This is a genomic window from Nonomuraea sp. B1E8 (assembly GCF_039871515.1).
Classification (GTDB): Bacteria; Actinomycetota; Actinomycetes; order Streptosporangiales; family Streptosporangiaceae; genus Nonomuraea.
In genome coordinates this window covers 34,422-50,986 of record NZ_JBDPLS010000010.1, presented here as the reverse complement: position 1 = coordinate 50,986, position 16,565 = coordinate 34,422, and the positions used below count along the sequence as shown (strand labels likewise).

At 69.9% G+C, this 16,565-nt stretch carries 14 protein-coding genes; 9 read left to right on the top strand and 5 right to left on the bottom strand.

What is annotated here, in order from left to right; all coding sequences use genetic code 11:
- Positions 1-167: 167 nt before the first annotated feature.
- Positions 168-938: a protein phosphatase 2C domain-containing protein gene (locus tag ABGA98_RS29710; protein WP_347621712.1), complete on the bottom strand. Its 771-nt coding sequence runs from the start codon at positions 936-938 to the stop codon at positions 168-170.
- A gap of 76 nt (positions 939-1,014) precedes the next feature.
- Between ABGA98_RS29710 and ABGA98_RS29705 the strand changes: the two genes are divergently transcribed.
- The 8 genes from ABGA98_RS29705 (at position 1,015) to ABGA98_RS29670 (ending at position 11,158) form a co-directional block, all read left to right on the top strand.
- Positions 1,015-2,949: an N-6 DNA methylase gene (locus ABGA98_RS29705; RefSeq protein WP_347621711.1), complete on the top strand. Its 1,935-nt coding sequence runs from the start codon at positions 1,015-1,017 to the stop codon at positions 2,947-2,949.
- Positions 2,950-3,275: 326 nt separating this feature from the next.
- Entirely contained in the window at positions 3,276-4,166 is an 891-nt protein-coding gene (locus ABGA98_RS29700) for a serine/threonine-protein kinase (protein ID WP_347621710.1), read from the top strand.
- A gap of 168 nt (positions 4,167-4,334) precedes the next feature.
- Complete coding sequence (locus ABGA98_RS29695) at positions 4,335-5,633, top strand: ABC transporter substrate-binding protein (RefSeq protein WP_347621709.1); 1,299 nt, start codon at positions 4,335-4,337, stop codon at positions 5,631-5,633.
- A complete protein-coding gene (locus ABGA98_RS29690; RefSeq protein WP_347621708.1) occupies positions 5,630-6,592 on the top strand; it encodes a sugar ABC transporter permease in 963 nt (320 codons plus the stop codon). Before ABGA98_RS29695 ends, ABGA98_RS29690 begins: the two co-directional genes overlap by 4 nt.
- On the top strand, positions 6,589-7,392 hold the full coding sequence (locus ABGA98_RS29685; protein WP_347621707.1) for a carbohydrate ABC transporter permease: 804 nt from the start codon (positions 6,589-6,591) through the stop codon (positions 7,390-7,392). The genes ABGA98_RS29690 and ABGA98_RS29685 overlap by 4 nt, the downstream gene beginning before the upstream one ends.
- Positions 7,389-8,759, top strand: coding sequence for a GH1 family beta-glucosidase (locus ABGA98_RS29680; RefSeq protein WP_347621706.1), 1,371 nt, complete (start codon positions 7,389-7,391; stop codon positions 8,757-8,759). The genes ABGA98_RS29685 and ABGA98_RS29680 overlap by 4 nt, the downstream gene beginning before the upstream one ends.
- 35 nt (positions 8,760-8,794) lie before the next feature.
- Positions 8,795-9,790, top strand: coding sequence for a LacI family DNA-binding transcriptional regulator (locus tag ABGA98_RS29675; RefSeq protein WP_347621705.1), 996 nt, complete (start codon positions 8,795-8,797; stop codon positions 9,788-9,790).
- A gap of 78 nt (positions 9,791-9,868) precedes the next feature.
- Positions 9,869-11,158, top strand: coding sequence for a phospholipase D-like domain-containing protein (locus tag ABGA98_RS29670; RefSeq protein ID WP_347621704.1), 1,290 nt, complete (start codon positions 9,869-9,871; stop codon positions 11,156-11,158).
- Here ABGA98_RS29670 and ABGA98_RS29665 read toward each other — a convergent pair.
- The gene (locus ABGA98_RS29665) at positions 11,155-11,721 is read right to left on the bottom strand and encodes a carboxymuconolactone decarboxylase family protein (RefSeq protein ID WP_347621703.1); all 567 of its coding nucleotides are present in this window, start codon (positions 11,719-11,721) and stop codon (positions 11,155-11,157) included. The two genes, ABGA98_RS29670 and ABGA98_RS29665, sit on opposite strands and share 4 nt — an antisense overlap.
- 60 nt (positions 11,722-11,781) lie before the next feature.
- On the opposite strand from ABGA98_RS29665, the gene ABGA98_RS29660 reads away from it, so the two are divergent.
- Positions 11,782-13,251: a nitrilase-related carbon-nitrogen hydrolase gene (locus ABGA98_RS29660; protein WP_347621702.1), complete on the top strand. Its 1,470-nt coding sequence runs from the start codon at positions 11,782-11,784 to the stop codon at positions 13,249-13,251.
- Between the two features lie 4 nt (positions 13,252-13,255).
- Here the strand turns inward: ABGA98_RS29660 and ABGA98_RS29655 are convergent, their stop codons facing one another.
- Genes ABGA98_RS29655 through ABGA98_RS29645 form a run of 3 tightly spaced genes read right to left on the bottom strand, consistent with a single transcriptional unit; the run spans position 13,256 to position 16,564 of the window.
- Positions 13,256-14,770 carry a glycoside hydrolase family 13 protein gene (locus ABGA98_RS29655; protein WP_347621701.1) on the bottom strand — a complete coding sequence of 505 codons (1,515 nt, stop codon included), beginning with the start codon at positions 14,768-14,770 and terminating at the stop codon, positions 13,256-13,258.
- 4 nt (positions 14,771-14,774) lie between these two features.
- Complete coding sequence (locus ABGA98_RS29650) at positions 14,775-15,710, bottom strand: carbohydrate ABC transporter permease (RefSeq protein WP_347621700.1); 936 nt, start codon at positions 15,708-15,710, stop codon at positions 14,775-14,777.
- Positions 15,707-16,564 carry a sugar ABC transporter permease gene (locus ABGA98_RS29645; RefSeq protein ID WP_347621699.1) on the bottom strand — a complete coding sequence of 286 codons (858 nt, stop codon included), beginning with the start codon at positions 16,562-16,564 and terminating at the stop codon, positions 15,707-15,709. The genes ABGA98_RS29650 and ABGA98_RS29645 overlap by 4 nt, the downstream gene beginning before the upstream one ends.
- Position 16,565 lies beyond the last annotated feature (1 nt).

Below are 16,565 nucleotides of genomic sequence, written 5' to 3'. Positions count from 1 at the left end.
AACCGGCGAATCACGATGGACTGTAGTAGTGCCATCGCGCATACGCGTGCGTCACTGCGAAAGTGTCTTGCTATGAGGCGAAATTTCGGCCGTGTGGCCACCGGGATGTCAGCACACTGACGAGGCTGAGCCGAGCGAACGAGACTCCTGGGCTCTGGTGCGAAGGGTCAGGAACCTGCGCCCACGCGGTAGACGCTCACCTCTCCGGCGCCCGGCGCGACGACGTCGGCCACGATCACGGTCACGTTGTCGGGTGAGCCGCCCTCGTTGGCCAGATCTATCAACCGCTGGACGGCCGCGCCCGGGTCTGCCACCGTGGTCAGCACCTCGTGCAGGACCTCGGGCCCGAGCACGGTCGTGAGACCGTCGGAGCAGAGGAGGTAGCGATCATCAGGCTCGGCTTCGCGCAGCGCCATGTCCGGCTCCGCCCTGCCCTCGCTGCCCAGCACCCGCAGCACCATCGAGCGCCTGGGGTGCACGGCCGCTTGGTCCTCCGTTATCCGCCCTTCGTCCACCATCGACTGCACAAGTGTGTGATCCTTGGTCATCTGGTAGAGAGCGCCGTCGCGAAGCAGATATCCGCGGGAGTCACCAAGATGAGCCAGGGCGAACCGGTAGCCGTCCCACAACATGGCGGTCACCGTGGTCCCCATCCCCCTGCGCGTGGGGTCGATCTCGGCCAGCTCGACCAGCCTGCGGGCCGCCTCGTGCACGGCGCCTTCCAGCGCCGCCTCCAGGTCGGCGCCGCTCTCGGGAAGCGTGGCATCCAGCTCCCGCATGACGGCGATCGCCGCCGAACTCGCCAGCTCGCCGGCGGCGTGCCCACCCATCCCGTCAGCCACCACGAGCAACCGGCCACTCGCATAGCCGGAATCTTCGTTCTGCTCCCTGCGGCGGCCCACGTCTGATCCGGCGGCATAGCGGATGTTGTGCTTCATACCCTGCAGTAAATCATTGGTTGAAAGACTTCACAAGCAGATGCGCTGAAGACTCTTGTGAACTACTGTGGGCCCCATGAGCCACGACCCGACCGTCAACGCCGGGGACATCGCCCGGCTCGCCGGTGTCGGGCGTGCCGCGGTGAGCAACTGGCGCCGCCGCCACGACGATTTCCCCCACCCTGTCGGGGGCACCGCCAACCAGCCGCTGTTCTCGCTGCGGCAGGTCGAGTCCTGGCTGCGTCGCTACGGGAAGTCCTACCAGGTCTCCCTGGGTGATCGGGTGTGGCAACGCCTGAAAGCCGCCGGCGATTTGCGACTGGGCGAGCTGGTGGCCCAGGCCGGGGTGCTCCTGACCCGCCATGCGCAGGCCGCCGCCTCCTCTCCCGACCCAGGAACCTACGCCGACGAGGGGCCCGGCCGCGACGGCGCCCCCCAGGCCGGGGACGATCCAGGCGTCGAGCGGGCCGCCGGGGGCGCCAGCGCGGTGGACCACCCGGTCGGGCTCGACCCGGAGCTGGCCGGGCTGATCCTGGAGCTGGCCGGGCAGCACGGCCCGCTGACCGCGTACGAGTTCCTGTGCGAGCGCTACCTCGAAGCGCACTCCAGGCAGCTCTCCGTCACCCGCGACGACGTGGCCGAGCTGATGGTCCGGCTCGTCAGCCCGGACGGCGCCACCATCCTCGACCCTGCCTGCGGCGTCGGGACGCTGCTGCTCGCCCCCGCACGATCGGTCCATGGCCAGGACGGCGATGAGCGCAGGATGCCCGCCAGGATGCTGGGCCAGGAGCTCAGCGAGACGTCGGCGGCCATCACCGCCTCCCGGCTCCGGCTGCGCGGCATCGAGGCCACGGTCGTGGCGGGCGACTCCATGCGCCACGACGGGTTCGCCGGAGAGCGAGCCGACGCGGTGGTGTGCGACCCGCCGTTCAACGAACGTGCCTGGGGTTACGAGGAGCTGACCGGCGACCCGCGCTGGGAGCACGGCCTGCCGCCGCGCGGCGAGCCCGAGCTGGCCTGGGTGCAGCACTGCCTCACCCACGTCAGACCGCGCGGCCTGGTCGCCATCCTCATGCCCCCGGCGGCCGCCAGCCGCAAGGCCGGCCGCCGCATCCGCGCCAACCTGCTGCGCGCCGGCGCGCTGCGGGCGGTCGTCGCGCTGCCCGGCTCCGACCTGTGGCTGCTGCGCCGCCCCACGTCGGGCGAGCGGCCGCCGTCCGACGTGCTGATCCTCGACGCCACGGCCGACCTGTCGCTGGTCGAGCCGGCCTGGCAGGCCTACCTGGAGGACCGTTCCGACCAGACCGTACGCATCATCGACCTGCTGGCCGACGAGGTCGACATGACCCCGGCCCGCCACCAGCGGCGCGACGACGTCGGGCGGGCGTTCGCCGAGGCCCGCGACCGATTCCTGGCGGCCGCCGCCGTGCCGCCCGACCTCAAGGTCCTGGAGCAGCCGCTCGACCAGCCCGCCACCACGCTGGGCGACCTGATCAAGGAGGGCCTGGTGACCTCCGCGCAGGCCCCGCCCAAGATGGCCGCCGACGGCGGCGACATCCCCGTGCTCACCACCGACGACGTGCTCAACGGCACCTCGCCGTCCGGCCTCACCAGCACGCAGCAGGGGCTGGTCGCGATCCGCCCCGGCGACGTGGTGGCCTCCTATTCGGCGGTGCGGGTGATGGCCGACGACGGCGCGGTGCTGGGGCCCCACCTGACCCTCTACCGCGTCGACGCCGGGCGGCTCGACCCCGACTTCCTGGCCGGTTTCCTGCGGGCCGCGGGCGGCCGGGCGACGACCGGCTCCAGCAGGTTCGACGTGCGCCGCACCCGGCTGCCGCGCCTGTCGCTACGGGAGCAGCAGGCCTACGGCGCGGCGTTCCGGCAGCTCGCCGTGCTGGAGGACGCCCTGCGCGAGACCGCCGTCCTGGGACAGACGCTCATCAGGCTGGGCCTCGACGGGCTCGCCGACGGCCACCTGCACCCGCCCGCTCATGGCCTCACCTCGTGAGGCGGGCACCTGCTCATGGCCTCACTCCGCTCCCGCCGCTCCTCCAGGCGACGGCACTCCTCGCGAACCCATGGCCTCACTCCGTTCGGCGGGCTCGTCGCCCTACGCCGCCGCCTTCCCCCGCTCTGGTCGCTGCGCTCCCGCCGCTCCTCCAGGCGACGGCACTCCTCGCGAACCCATGGCCTCACTCCGTTCGGCGGGCTCGTCGCCCTACGCCGCCGCCTTCCCCCGCTCTGGTCGCTCCGCTCCCGCCGCTCCTCCAGGCGACGGCACTCCTCGCCGTCCTGACGGTGTAGTTTTTTTCCGAAAAGGCGGCAGGAGGGCGAATGGTCATCGGCGACCGCTATGAGCTCGACGACCTTCCCCTAGGGCAGGGCGGCATGGGCGCGGTCTACGCGGGCCACGACCGCCACCTCGATCGCCGGGTCGCGGTGAAGCTGCTCAGGTTGCCCAGCGGGCCCGACGAGGAGCTGGAGCGCAGGTTCATCCGCGAGGCCCGCATCCTGGCCAGGCTGGAGCACCCCGGCGCCCCAGTGCTGTACGACTTCGGCGCCCACGATCAGCGGCTCTACCAGGTGATGCAGTTCATCGAGGGCGTCACAGTGGCCGACGTGGTCAGCGAGCACGGCCCGCTGCCCGTGTCGTGGGCGGCGGCGATCGCGGCCCAGGCGTGCGCGGTGTTGTCAGCGGCCCACGCGCTGTCGATCTGCCATCGCGACCTCAAGCCGACGAACCTCATGCTCTGCCCCGACGGCAGCGTGAAGGTGCTGGACTTCGGGCTGGCCATGCTCCGGGACGCGGACGTGACCACGTTCACGAGGATCGGCCAGATCCTGGGCACGCCGGCGTACATGGCGCCCGAGCAGATCCAGCACGGCGTCGCCGAGCCGCGCAGCGACCTCTACTCGCTCGGCTGCGTCCTGCACGAGATGCTGGCCGGACGCCAGCTCTTCACCGGTCCCACCGACTACGTGGTCTTCGAGAAGCAGGTCAAGGAGCGTCCGCCCGCCCTGCCCGGGCTGCCGGGAGAACTGGGCGCGCTGCTGGCGCAGCTGCTGGAGAAGAAGCCGGACGACCGGCCCGCGGACGCCGACGAGCTGTACGAGCGGCTCGACCCGTTCGCCGTCGGCCTGCCCATGTTGCCCGGCTTCCTGACGAGGGCGCCGAGCCCCGGCCGGATGTACGCCCGGATGGCCGGCCGCGTGCTCAGCGGCTGACCAGGCCCCGAACGACGCCCGCCGGACACCGGTCCGGCCGCCCGTGAGAACGCTCTCTTAATAACGCCGATTGTTATGCGGGATGCGTTGACAGGGCCGTACAGACGCCTGGAATCTCTTGAGAGAGCGCTCTCTCCACCCTTCAGCACCTACCCAGGAGGGTTTCCGATGACCCCTCGTATCCGGCGGATCGGCCTGTCCTTGCTCGCCGCGTCCGCGCTCACCCTGGCGGCCGCGTGCGGCGGCGGCGGTGGCGGGGACTCCGCCGCAGAGGCGAGCGCCAACCCCGGTGAGAAGATCAAGCTGACCGTCGACCTCTTCGGCGACTTCGGGTTCAAACCTCTCTACGAGGAATACAAGAAGACGCACCCCGACATCGAGATCGTCGAGAACGTCACGCAGTTCAACGACCACCACACCAACCTGGTCAAGCGGCTGGCCACGAACTCGGGCGCGGGCGACGTCACGGCCGTCGAGGTCGGCTACATCAGCACGTTCACCGCGCAGCCCGCCAAGTTCACCGACCTCAAGCAGTTCGGGCTCGACAAGCGGCAGGCCGACTACCTCGACTGGAAGTGGCAGCAGGGGCTGAGCAAGGACGGCTCGCAGGTGCTCGGGCTCGGCACCGACGTGGGCGGCCTGGCCATGTGCTACCGCAAGGACCTGTTCGAGAAGGCGGGCCTGCCGAGCGACCGCGAGAAGGTGGCGGCGCTCTGGCCGACATGGGACGAGTACATCGCGACCGGCAAGAAGTTCGCCGCGGCGGACGTGGCCGGCGCGAAGTTCGTCGACTCCCCCGGCGAGATCTTCCGCGCCATGGTCAACCAGGCCCCCGTCGGCCTGTACGACGCCCAGGACCAGATCATCGTGGACTCGAACCCCGACGTGAAGAAGGCCTGGGACCTGTCGAACCAGCTCACCCAGGAGGGCCTGACCGCGAAGCTGGCGGCCTTCTCCCCGCCGTGGAACACCGGCTTCGCCAAGGGCTCGTTCGCCACGATCATCTGCCCGGCCTGGATGACGGGCTTCATCCAGGAGCAGGCCAAGGACGCCTCCGGCAAGTGGGACATCGCGGCCGTGCCCGGCGGCTCGGGCAACAGCGGCGGCTCGCACCTGATGGTGCCGAAGCAGAGCAAGCACCCGAAGGAGGCGGCGGAGCTGATCGACTTCCTCACCTCCAAGGAGAACCAGGCCAAGGTGTTCAAGGAGGAGGGCACGTTCCCCTCGATCCCGGCGCTCTACGACGACCCGGAGATCCAGAACTTCACCAAGCCGTTCTTCGGTGACGCCCCCATCGGCAAGATCTACTCCGACGCGGCCAAGGCGCTCAAGCCGCAGCACCTCGGCCCCAAGGAGGCTGACGTCCGGGTCGCCATCGGCAACGGGCTCGGCCGGGTCGAGCAGGGCAAGCAGACGCCGGACGAGGCGTGGGCGCAGGTGCTCGAGGACGTCAAGAAGATCAAATGAGCACTCTTCCCCTCGCGGTCACGCGACGGCGCGGGCAGGGCGTGCGGCACACCCTCGACGTGAGGGTGTCGCCGTACGCCTACGTGGCGCCGTTCTTCCTGCTGTTCTGCGCGTTCGGGTTGTTCCCGCTCATCTACACGGCCTGGGTGAGCCTGCACGAGTGGACGTTGTTGTCGGAGACCCAGACGTTCGTCGGGCTGGACAACTTCGCGACGCTGCTCGCCGACGACTACTTCTGGAACGCCACGTTCAACACGCTCTCCATCGGCGTGTTGTCGACGGTGCCGCAACTCGCGCTGGCCATCTGGCTGGCGCACCTGCTCAACCGGCGGCTGCGGTTCCAGACGTTGTTCCGGGTCTCGCTGCTGCTGCCCAACGTCACGAGCGTGGTGGCGGTGGTGGTGATCTTCAGCCAGCTCTTCGGCCGCGACTTCGGCATGATCAACTGGGTCCTGTCGTGGTTCGGCGTCGGCAGCATCGACTGGGCGGCGGGCACCGCGAGCTCCCACGTCGCCCTCTCGGTGATGATCATGTGGCGCTGGACCGGCTACAACGCGCTGATCTTCCTGGCCGCCATGCAGGCCGTGCCGCGCGAGCTGTACGAGGCCGCCACCCTCGACGGGGCGAACAATTTCACGCAGCTGCGCAGAATCACCATCCCGATGATCCGGCCGACGATGATCTTCGTGGTCATCGTCTCCACGATCGGCGCCATGCAGATCATCGCCGAGCCCATGTTGTTCGGCCAGAGCAGCGGCGGCGGGGGCGGCATCGCCACCGGCGGGCCGGACCGGCAGTTCCAGACCCTGGCGCTGTTCGTCTACGAGCAGGGCTTCGCGAACTCGACGTTCGACTTCGGCTACGCCTCGGCAGCGTCCTGGCTGATGTTCCTGGCCGTGGTGATCGTGGCCGGCATCAACTTCCTGATCACCCGCAGGGCGAAGGGAGGGCTCGTATGAGGCTGCGCTACCTGACCCTGACCGCGGTCGCGTTCTTCTCGGCGTTCCCGCTCTACTACAGCGTCGTGGTGGCCTCCCGGCACAACTCGGCGCTGGCCGAGGTGCCGCCGCCGCTGCTGCCCGGCGGCAACTTCTTCGCCAACGTCGCCCGGGTCTTCGACACCGTCCCCTTCGGGCTCGCGCTGCTCAACTCGATCATCGTGGCCGGATCGATCTCCGTCGCGGTGATGTTCTTCTCGACGCTGGCCGGGTTCGCCTTCGCCAAGCTCAGGTTCCGGGGCAAGAACGCCATGCTGGTGATCACCGTGGCGACCATGATGGTCCCGGCGCAGCTCGGCATCATCCCGCTCTACATGCTCATGGTGAAGCTGGAGTGGACCGGCACCAACTACGCGCTGATCGTGCCGGCGCTGGTCAACGCGTTCGGCGTGTTCTTCATGACGCAGTACCTCTCGCGCGCCCTGCCCACCGAACTGCTGGAGGCCGGGCGGGTGGACGGGTGCACGACGTGGGGCCTGTTCTGGCACGTCGTGTTGCCCGCGGCCCGGCCCGCGGCGGCCGTGCTCGGCATGCTGACCTTCATGTCGGCCTGGAACGACTATTTCTGGCCGCTGGTCGTGCTGAGCCCGGACAACCCGACGGTCCAGGTCGCCCTGTCGACGCTGGCCAGCGGATACGTCAACGACTACGTGCTGGGCCTGGCCGGAACGGCGATCGGCACGCTGCCGCTCGTTGCCGTCTTCGCCCTGTTCGGCAAGCACATCATCGGCGGAATCATGCAAGGAGCTGTGAAGGGATGATCTTTCCCGAGGACTTCGTCTGGGGAGCCGCCACGGCCTCGTACCAGATCGAGGGGGCGGTCAAGGAGGACGGGCGGGGCCAGTCGATCTGGGACGCCTTCTCCCACACCCCCGGGAGCGTGGCGGACGGTGACACCGGCGACGTGGCGTGCGACCACTATCACCGCTACCGGGACGACGTCGGGCTGATGCGCGAGCTGCGGCTGGCGGCCTACCGGTTCTCGATCGCCTGGCCGCGCATCCAGCCCGACGGCGCGGGGCCGATCAATCCCCGCGGCCTGGCGTTCTACGACAAGCTCGTCGATGAACTACTAGCCGCCGAAATTTCGCCCTACGTCACGCTTTATCACTGGGATCTTCCCCAAGCTCTCGAAGAACGCGGCGGCTGGACCCACCGCGACACGGCCCACCGGTTCGCCGACTACGCCCAGGCCGTACACGACCGGCTCGGCGACCGCGTCAACGACTGGGCGACGCTGAACGAGCCCTGGGTGGCGGCGTTCCTCGGCTACGGCAACGGGGTGCACGCCCCCGGCCGCCGTCTGCCGGCCGACGCCATGCGCGCCGCGCACCACCTGCTGCTCGGCCACGGGCTGGCCGCGCGGCGGCTGCGCTCCGGAGGCGCGCGGAGCATCATGCTGGTGGTCAACTCGGCGCCGGTGCTCACCCCCGCCCAGGTCAACAACCCCTCCGCGGTGCCGGACGAGGCGGACGCGGCCGTCGCCCACCGCATCCACGCGCTGCTGACCCGGCAGTTCCTGGACCCGGCGGTGTACGGGAAGTACCCCCAGGAGGTGCTGGACGCGGCGGCCCGCAACGGCGGGACCGGCCACATCCAGGACGGCGACCTCGCGCTCATCAACGCGCCGATCGACCTGGTGGGCGTCAACTACTACAACCCGTGCGTGGTCGAGGCGGGCCCGGGACTGCCCGCGGACGCCGCGTGGCCGGGCTCGGAGGACGTCAGGTTCGCCGCGGCGGACGCGCCGACGACCGCGATGGGCTGGCCCATCGTGCCGGACGGCCTGTCCAGGCTGCTCGTACGCCTCTCGCGGGACTACCCGCAGGTCGGCCTGATGGTCACGGAGAACGGCGCGGCCTTCGAGGACGTCGTGGAGGACGGGCGCGTGCACGACGACGAGCGGGTGGCGTACCTGGACGGGCACCTGCGCGAGGTGCACCGGGCCATCGAGGCGGGCGCGGACCTGCGCGGTTATCTGGTCTGGTCGCTGCTCGACAACTTCGAGTGGGCGGAGGGCTACCGGCGGCGTTTCGGCATCGTCCATGTGGACTATGCGACACAGACCAGGACGCCCAAGGACAGCGCCCTCTGGTACCGGGACGTGATCAGCCGAAACGGCCTGTAGATTTTTTCCATGCTCTCCCTTCTGCCGGTCCAGCCATGAGACGTCCGACGCTGGAAGCGGTCGCCGCCCGGGCGGGCGTGTCGCGCGCCACCGCTTCCCGGGTCGTCAACGGGCAGACGACGGTGGCGCCGCACATCCGTGACGCCGTGCTGCGCGCGATCGACGAGCTGGGCTATGTCCCCAACTCCGCCGCGCGCAGCCTCGTCACCCAGCGCACCGACTCGATCGCCCTGGTCGTCAGCGAGCCCGGCACCCGCGTCTTCTCCGAAGACCCGATGTTCTCCACGGCGATCAGGTCGGCCTCCATGGAGCTGGAGGCGGTCAACAAGCAGGTCGTGCTCATGATGGCCTCCTCCGCCAAGAGCCACGCCCGGGTGGAGCGCTACATCTCCGGCGGTCACGTCGACGGCGTCATGCTGATCTCCATGCACGGCGCCGACCCGCTGCCGTCGGCCCTGTCGCGGTTGCGCGTCCCCGTGGTCTCCTACGGCCGGCCGGCCGTCCCCGTGGAGATCCCCTACGTCGACAACGACAACATCGGCGGCGCGGAGGCGGGGGTGCGGCACCTGGTGGAGACGGGGCGGCGCAGGATCGCCACGATCGCCGGCCCCCAGGACATGATCGGCGGCCAGGACCGCCTGACCGGCTACCGCAACGTGCTGCGCGACTCCGACCACCGCTCGATCGTCGCCGTCGGCGACTTCACGCGGGAGTCGGGGGCGGTGGCGATGCGCCAGCTCCTGCGCGACGACCCCGAGCTCGACGCCGTGTTCGTGGCCAACGACCTGATGGCGGTCGGCGCGCTGCAGTCGTTGCGCCAGGCCGGCCGGCGGGTGCCCGACGACGTCGCCGTGGTGGGCTTCGACGACATAGAGGCGGCGAAATACACCGAGCCGCCGCTGACCACGCTCCGCCATCCGGTCGCCGAGCAGGCGGCGGCCATGGTCAGGCTGCTGCTCAACCTCTTCGAGGGCGGGGCGAGCGAGCCGGTGATCCTGCCCACCGAGCTGGTGATCCGCGAGTCGGCCTGACCGCGGCCTTGACAGCTCCGGCCACTGACACGACAGTCGATCTCGACGATCATGCCCCACTCTCCGAAGGGGACCCCCATGACCACGAGATCCGTCACCCGCCGCGTCACCGTGGCGTTATGCCTGGCCGCCTCGCTCCTGGCCACCGGTCACCCGGCCGCCGCCGCCCCCGTTCGGACGGCGGTCACCGGGCCGCCCGTCCTCGACGCGCCGGTCTTCAACGATCCCACCGCCGACTCGGGCGTGCCCGGCACGCCGAGCGCCGCCCAGTCCGCCGTCATGGACCAGCTGATCAGGCTGATCCAGGCGGTGCAGCCCGGCGGCGACATCCGGTTCGTGATGCACCAGTTCTCCGCCGGCCAGCGGTCGAGCGAGGTGGCCGGCGCGCTGGTCGCCGCCCACGAGCGCGGCGTGCGGGTGAAGGTCATCCTCGACAGCCGCGAGGACGCCTCCAACGACGCCGTCGAGGCCCAGCTGACCGCCGCGCTCGGCACCTCGGAGAGCGCCGGCTCGTGGGTGGTGGGCTGCGAATATCCCGACCCGTCCGCCGACGACCGCGGCTGCATCGCGCGCAACTACCAGCACAACAAGTTCGCCCTCTTCTCCAACGTGCTGGTCGAGGGCACCGTGCACCCCAAGGTCGGCTTCCAGACCTCGTCGAACCTGTCCGACTGGTATCTGTACAACTCCTACAACGACGCCTACACCTTCACCGACGCCACGGTCTATGACGGCTACCTGAAATACTTCGACGACCTGCGCGCGGGCCGGCGCACGTCGGTCAATCCCGGCTATTTCTGGACCACCCCGACCGGCACTCCCATCCGGGCGATGTTCTTCCCCCGCCGGGTGTCGTCCGGCGACCCCGTCGTCAACATCCTGCGGCTCGTCGAGTGCTCGTACAAGACGGCCGACGGCGTCACCCGGCAGACCGACATCCGCATGGCGCTCACGGCCTTCAACAAGAACCGCAAGGCCATCGCGAACGAGCTGCTGCGGCTGAGGGGCGAGAACTGCTGGATCGACATCGTCTACTACGAGAACGCCGGCAACGCCATGACGAACGTCGACAGCGAGATCAGGAAGGTCCTCGCCACCCAGGCGTCCAACGGGAAATACATGCAGGTCACGCCCTGCCGGTTCACCGTCGGCTCGCGGAGCGTGGTGCCGCACACCAAGCTCATGATGCTGGACGGCTTCTACGACGACGACATCACGCCCCGCGTCTACACCGGAAGCGCGAACTTCACGTACCTGGAGAACGCCGACGACGCCTGGTTGCGGCTCTCCGGCCGCGACCTGCACGACCGGTACGAGGCCTGGTTCAAGAGCATCCGTGGAGCCTGCGGCGGCCCGCCGCCCAATTAGACACGGAAGACGCGGAGCTGGAGCGCCAGCGTCGTGTAGTAGCCGACCAGGGTGGTCAGCTCGAACAACACGCTCTCCTCCAGCTTCGCGTATTCGTCGTCGTCGAGGTCGCCTCTGGCCACCAGGGCGCGGGCGACGTCGAGGACCGCCTGCTCGTCCGCGGGCAGCGACAGGGGCGACCCGTCGCGCAGCGCCTGGAGCTGGTCGCCGGTGAAGCCCAGGTCGCGGGCGATCGGCTCGTGGGCGGCCCGCTCGAACGCGCTGTCGTGGTGGCCGGCGACGACCAGGATCGCCAGTTCCCGCGCCCGGTCGGTGAGCGTCGATCGGTAGCGGACGGCCGCGCCCAGTTCCTGCAGCGCGTCGCCGACCGGTGGGCTGAGCAACATCGCGTTGAACGGGCCCGTCAGCCCGCCCTCGGGATCCACCATGAACGTGCCGCGCGGGCCGGCGGTGATCTTCTCGTAGAGGGCGCGGGCGTGCGGCGCCAGGTCGTGCGGGGGCGTTCTGCGCAGGCGGGCCATCAGGCGATCGTAGCGCTGGACGGCGGTGTCACCCCGCGGCATGTTGACACCGTATACGTCGGTGTTTACGGTGTATACACGCCAACGGACGGGGGACGCTTCATGGCATCACGACTCAGGGTGCCGGCCGCGCTGGCGGCCTCGGCGCTGCTGTTCTACTTCGGCACCGGCTTCGCGCCGATCCCGGCGCTGACCTGGCTGGCCCCGCTGCCGGTGTTGCTGCTGGCGCCGCGGGTGAGCGCGAGGGCGACCTTCTGCGTCGCCTTTCTGGCGTACCTGCTGGGCGTGAGCAACCAGTTCGAGTTCTTCCTGAAGACGCCGTCGGTGCCGCTGCCCATCGGGATCACCATCGTCATCGGCAGCTCCCTGCTGTTCGGGCTGGTGGCCTGGCTGTTCCGGGCGCTCCTCCTGCGCGGGCTGCCGCTGCTCGCCGCGAGCGCGCCGCCCGCCGTATGGGTGGCGTTCATGTACGTGACCGTCCTCGCCAACCCGACGGGCATCGTCTGGCCGCTCGCCACGTCGGTGGCCGACGTGCCCGTCGTGATCCAGATCGCCTCGGTGACGGGCGCGTGGGGGGTGACGTTCTTCGTGCTCATGGTGCCGGCCGCCATCGCGGCGGTGGCCTGGCCGGGAGCGGTCCCTGGGGCGCGGCTGCGCACCGGCGTCGCAGGGGTGGCGGCGTGCGCCGTCGTGCTCGGCTTCGGGGTGCTGCGCCTGGCCGACGCGGGCGGACCCGTCACGCAGCGGGTGGTGGTCATGTCGGCGAGCCGCTACCAGTGGGCCCCCGACGCGGCCGGCCCGGGAGGCCAGGCCCTGATCAAGGACTACGCGGCCCAGATCGCGGCGCTGCCGGAGGGCACGATGGCCGTGCTGCCGGAAGGCGCTCTGGGCACCGACGAGGACAGCCTGGCCGGCGCGCTCCAGCCGCTGCGCGCGGTCGCCCGCGAGCGAGGCGTCGACGTGGTGATCGGGATCGTGCACACGACCCCGGAGATCAAGTACAACTACTCGGTGCACCTCCCGGCCGACGGGTCCGCGCCGGTCTCCTACACGAAGTGGCACTTCGCCCCCGGGGCGCCCTTCCGCCGCGGCGACGCGCTGGTCTTCGCGCACGGACACGGGCGCGACGTCGGCCTGGCCAACTGCATGGACCTCAACTTCCCCATGCCGATCCGCGGCTACGCCCTGGCGGGGGCACGCCTGCTGGCGACGCCGGCCGCCGACGAGTTCGGCAACGGTCGCCAGCACAGCCGCAACGCGCTGCTGCGCGGCGTCGAGAGCGGGCTCTCGGTGGCGTGGGCCGCCCAGCAGGGCACGCCGATGATCTCCGACCCGTGGGGACGGGTGCTCGCCGAGACCGACACCGAAAGCGGCCGCAGCGCGTTCGTCATGGCCGCCGCCGGCGTGCCCGAGGGGCCGGGCACCACCGTCTACGCCCGCTTCGGCGACTGGTTCGCCTGGTTGTGCCTGGCGCTCGCGGCGGCCGGCGGGTTGCGGCTCCTCAGGCGCGGACGATCCGCACCCGAGGCGGCCGGGACCCGCCGGGCCGTCCACACCGCGCACAGCGCGTGAGCGGTCAGCTCGTGGTCAGCCAGACCGTGGTGTCCGAGGGCAGGGCGCCGTCCTCCAGCGGGCCGCTGGCCAGGACGACCTCGCCGGCGGGCCTCGGCACCGGGTCGGGGCCCAGGTTGGTGACGCAGGTCAGGCCCGACTCGCGGCTGAAGGCCAACACGTTCTCCCCCAGCGGAAGCCAGGTCATGGTGCCGTCGCCCAGCCGGTCGCGCCGGATGGCCAGGGCCGTCCTGTAGAGGGTGAGCATCGACCCAGGATCCGTGCGCTGGGCCTGCGCGGTGAGCCTGCGCCAGCTCTCCGGCTGCGGCAACCAGGGCGTGCCCGTCCCGAAGCCGTACGGCGGCTCGTCGCCCGACCAGGGCAGCGGCACCCGGCAACCGTCGCGGCCCGGGTTGGCGCCGCCCGACCTGGCGAACATCGGGTCCTGGCGGAGCTCGTCCGGAAGGTTCTCCACCTCCGGCAGGCCCAGCTCGTCGCCCTGGTAGACGTAGACCGAGCCGGGCAGTGCCATCGACAGCAGGGCCGCCGCCCGCGCCCGCCGGTAGCCCAGCTCCGGGTCCGACGGGGTGCCGTGCAGGCGCCCGCCGTGCTCGAACGTGGTGTCGGCGCGGCCGTATCGGGTGACGGGCCTGGTCACGTCGTGGTTGGACAACACCCACGTGGGCGGGGCACCGATCGGGGTGTGGGTGGCCAGCGTCAGATCGATGACCCGGCGCAGCTCGGCGGGGTCCCACGGGCAGGACAGGAAGTCGAAGTTGAAGGCCGTGTGCAGCTCGTCGGGGCGCAGGTAGCGGGCGAACCGTTCCTGGTCGGGCAGCCAGACCTCGCCGATCAGGACGCGCTCGCCGTACTCGTCGGCCACCTCGCGCCACCGGCGGTAGACGTCGTGGACCTCGTCGAGGTCCTCGTAGCCGGTGTCCGACTTGTACAGCAGGGCCGCCGAGTCGATGCGGAAACCGTCGACGCCGCGCTCGAACCAGAACCGCAGCACGTCCTCGAACTCCCTGTGCACCTCCGGGTTGGCCCAGTTGAAGTCGGGCTGCTCGGGGGCGAACAGGTGCAGATACCACTGCCCGTCGGGCACCTGGGTCCAGGCGGAGCCGCCGAAGATGGACTGCCAGTCGTTCACGGGCTCGTCGCTGAACCAGAACCGGTCCCTGGCCGCCGGGTTCGCCAGCGCCTCCTGGAACCAGACGCTCTGCGTCGAGCTGTGGTTCGGCACCACGTCGATGATGACCTTTATATCCAGCTCGTGCGCCTCGGCGATGAACCGCTCCGCCTCGGCGAGCGTGCCGAAGTCCGGCTCGATGTCCCGGTAGTCGGCCACGTCGTAGCCGCCGTCGGCCATCGGCGACGGATACCACGGGTTCAGCCAGATGGCGTCGATCCCCAGGTCCTTCAGGTACGGCAGGCGGGTGCGCAGGCCGGCGAGGTCACCCACGCCGTCGCCGTTGCCGTCGGCGAAGCTACGCAGGTAGACCTGGTAGATCGCGGCTCCCCGCCACCACGTTTGCGACATGCGCTCATCCCTTGATGCTTCCGGCGGTGAGTCCCGCCATGATGTGCCGTTGGAAGATGAAGAAAACGATGATCATGGGGATGCCGGCGATGACCAGGCCTCCCATGACCTGGTTCTGGGTCACCGCTCCCGCCGTCTGCGACAGGCCCACGCTGATGGTCATCTTGTCGCTGTCGGTCATGACCAGCAGCGGCAGGACGAAGTCCTTGAACGCGGTGACGATCGTGAAGATGGAGACCACGCCGAGGATCGGCCTGGAGACCGGCAGCACGACCGACCACAACACCCGCAGAGGGCCGGCGCCGTCGATCTGCGCCGCCTCGATCAGCTCGCGGGGAATGGAGTCGAAGAACCGTTTGAGCAGGAAGATGTTGAAGCCGTTGGCCGCCGCGGGGAACCACAGGCCCCACGGGTTGTTGAGCAGTCCCAGGTCCACGATCGTGACGTAGAGCGGGATGAGGATCACCATCGGCGGGATCATCAGCGTGGCCAGCATGGCGCCGAGGATCACGTTGCCGAAGGCCGGCCGCAGCTTCGACAGCGCGTACGCGGCCGTGACGTCCACCGCCATGGAGAACACCCACGCGCCCAGCGCATAGTAGACGGTGTTGGCCAGCAGCGTGCCGATGTCGAACAGGTCCCACGCCTCGGCGAACGCGTCGGTCGTCGGGCGGGCGGGGAAGAGGGACGGAGGCATCTCGGCGATCTCCTCCGGCGTCTTCATGGCGCCGGTGACCATCCAGTAGAGCGGGAAGACGAAGGCCAGCGTGAACAGCACGATGACCGCGGCCAGCACCAGCCAGTAGATCCGCCGCCCCCACCTGCTGTTGAGCTGGTGCGGCGAGACGATCGTGCGGAACTGCACGTGGATGGGTCTCGGCGCGCGCTTCTTCCCGGCCCTGCGTCGTGCGGCGGGCCGGACGTCCGTTGCGGAGGTCATGCCTGGTCCTCCCTGGTCGTCCGGAGCTGGAAGGCCGCGAAGACGAGGAGGGCCAGCATGAGCATCATGCCGAGCGCCCCCGCCTGGCCGTAGTTCATCTGCGAGAAGGCGAACTGGTACATCAGGTACGCCACCGAGACCGTGGCGTTCTCCGGCCCGCCGCCGGTGAGCATGTACGGCTCGATGAAGACCTGCATGGTGGCCACGATCTGCAACATCAGCATGAGGAGGAGGATCAGCCGGGTCTGCGGGATGGTGACGTGCCTGATGCGCTTGAGGATGCCGGCCCCGTCGAGCTCGGCGGCCTCGTACAGCTCGGGCGGGATGTTCTGCAGGGCGGCGAGATAAATCAGCGTCGCGCTGCCCATGTTCATCCACGTCGAGACGAGCACCAGCGAGATCAGCGCCGTGGACGAGCTGTCGAGCCAGGCCAGCGGCGGCAGGCCGACGGCGCCGAGGATCTGGTTGAACAGCCCGGGCCCCGGATCGTAGAACCACCGGAACAGCAGCACCGCGACGATGGGCGGCAACATGACCGGCAGGTAGACGACGAAACGCAGGTAGGCCCGGGCGTGGCGCAGTTCGTTCAGCACGAGCGCGACGACGAACGGCACGGCATAGCCGCACAACAACGCGAGGAGCGTGAACTCCACGGTGTTCAGCCAGGCCTCGCTGAAGGCGGGGTCCTGGACGGCTGCGGCGAAGTTGTCCAGGCCCACCCATTCGGGCGGGTTGATCAGGTCGGTCTTCTGGAAGCTCAGGACGAACTCCCTGACCATCGGATACCAGGCGAACACCGCGAAGCAGGCCAGCGCCGCGCACAGGAACCCGTAGGCCGTCAGATTGCGCCTCACG

What these genes read in the sequence shown, in the direction of transcription:
- ABGA98_RS29680 (WP_347621706.1), top strand. Translation starts at nt 7,389, where the DNA reads ATGATCTTTCCCGAGGACTTCGTCTGGGGAGCCGCCACGGCCTCGTAC.
- ABGA98_RS29695 (WP_347621709.1), top strand. Translation starts at nt 4,335, where the DNA reads ATGACCCCTCGTATCCGGCGGATCGGCCTGTCCTTGCTCGCCGCGTCC.
- ABGA98_RS29700 (WP_347621710.1), top strand. Translation starts at nt 3,276, where the DNA reads ATGGTCATCGGCGACCGCTATGAGCTCGACGACCTTCCCCTAGGGCAG.
- ABGA98_RS29660 (WP_347621702.1), top strand. Translation starts at nt 11,782, where the DNA reads ATGGCATCACGACTCAGGGTGCCGGCCGCGCTGGCGGCCTCGGCGCTG.
- ABGA98_RS29670 (WP_347621704.1), top strand. Translation starts at nt 9,869, where the DNA reads ATGACCACGAGATCCGTCACCCGCCGCGTCACCGTGGCGTTATGCCTG.
- ABGA98_RS29690 (WP_347621708.1), top strand. Translation starts at nt 5,630, where the DNA reads ATGAGCACTCTTCCCCTCGCGGTCACGCGACGGCGCGGGCAGGGCGTG.
- ABGA98_RS29705 (WP_347621711.1), top strand. Translation starts at nt 1,015, where the DNA reads ATGAGCCACGACCCGACCGTCAACGCCGGGGACATCGCCCGGCTCGCC.
- ABGA98_RS29685 (WP_347621707.1), top strand. Translation starts at nt 6,589, where the DNA reads ATGAGGCTGCGCTACCTGACCCTGACCGCGGTCGCGTTCTTCTCGGCG.
- ABGA98_RS29650 (WP_347621700.1), bottom strand. Translation starts at nt 15,710, where the DNA reads ATGACCTCCGCAACGGACGTCCGGCCCGCCGCACGACGCAGGGCCGGG.
- ABGA98_RS29655 (WP_347621701.1), bottom strand. Translation starts at nt 14,770, where the DNA reads ATGTCGCAAACGTGGTGGCGGGGAGCCGCGATCTACCAGGTCTACCTG.
- ABGA98_RS29665 (WP_347621703.1), bottom strand. Translation starts at nt 11,721, where the DNA reads ATGCCGCGGGGTGACACCGCCGTCCAGCGCTACGATCGCCTGATGGCC.
- ABGA98_RS29675 (WP_347621705.1), top strand. Translation starts at nt 8,795, where the DNA reads ATGAGACGTCCGACGCTGGAAGCGGTCGCCGCCCGGGCGGGCGTGTCG.
- ABGA98_RS29710 (WP_347621712.1), bottom strand. Translation starts at nt 938, where the DNA reads ATGAAGCACAACATCCGCTATGCCGCCGGATCAGACGTGGGCCGCCGC.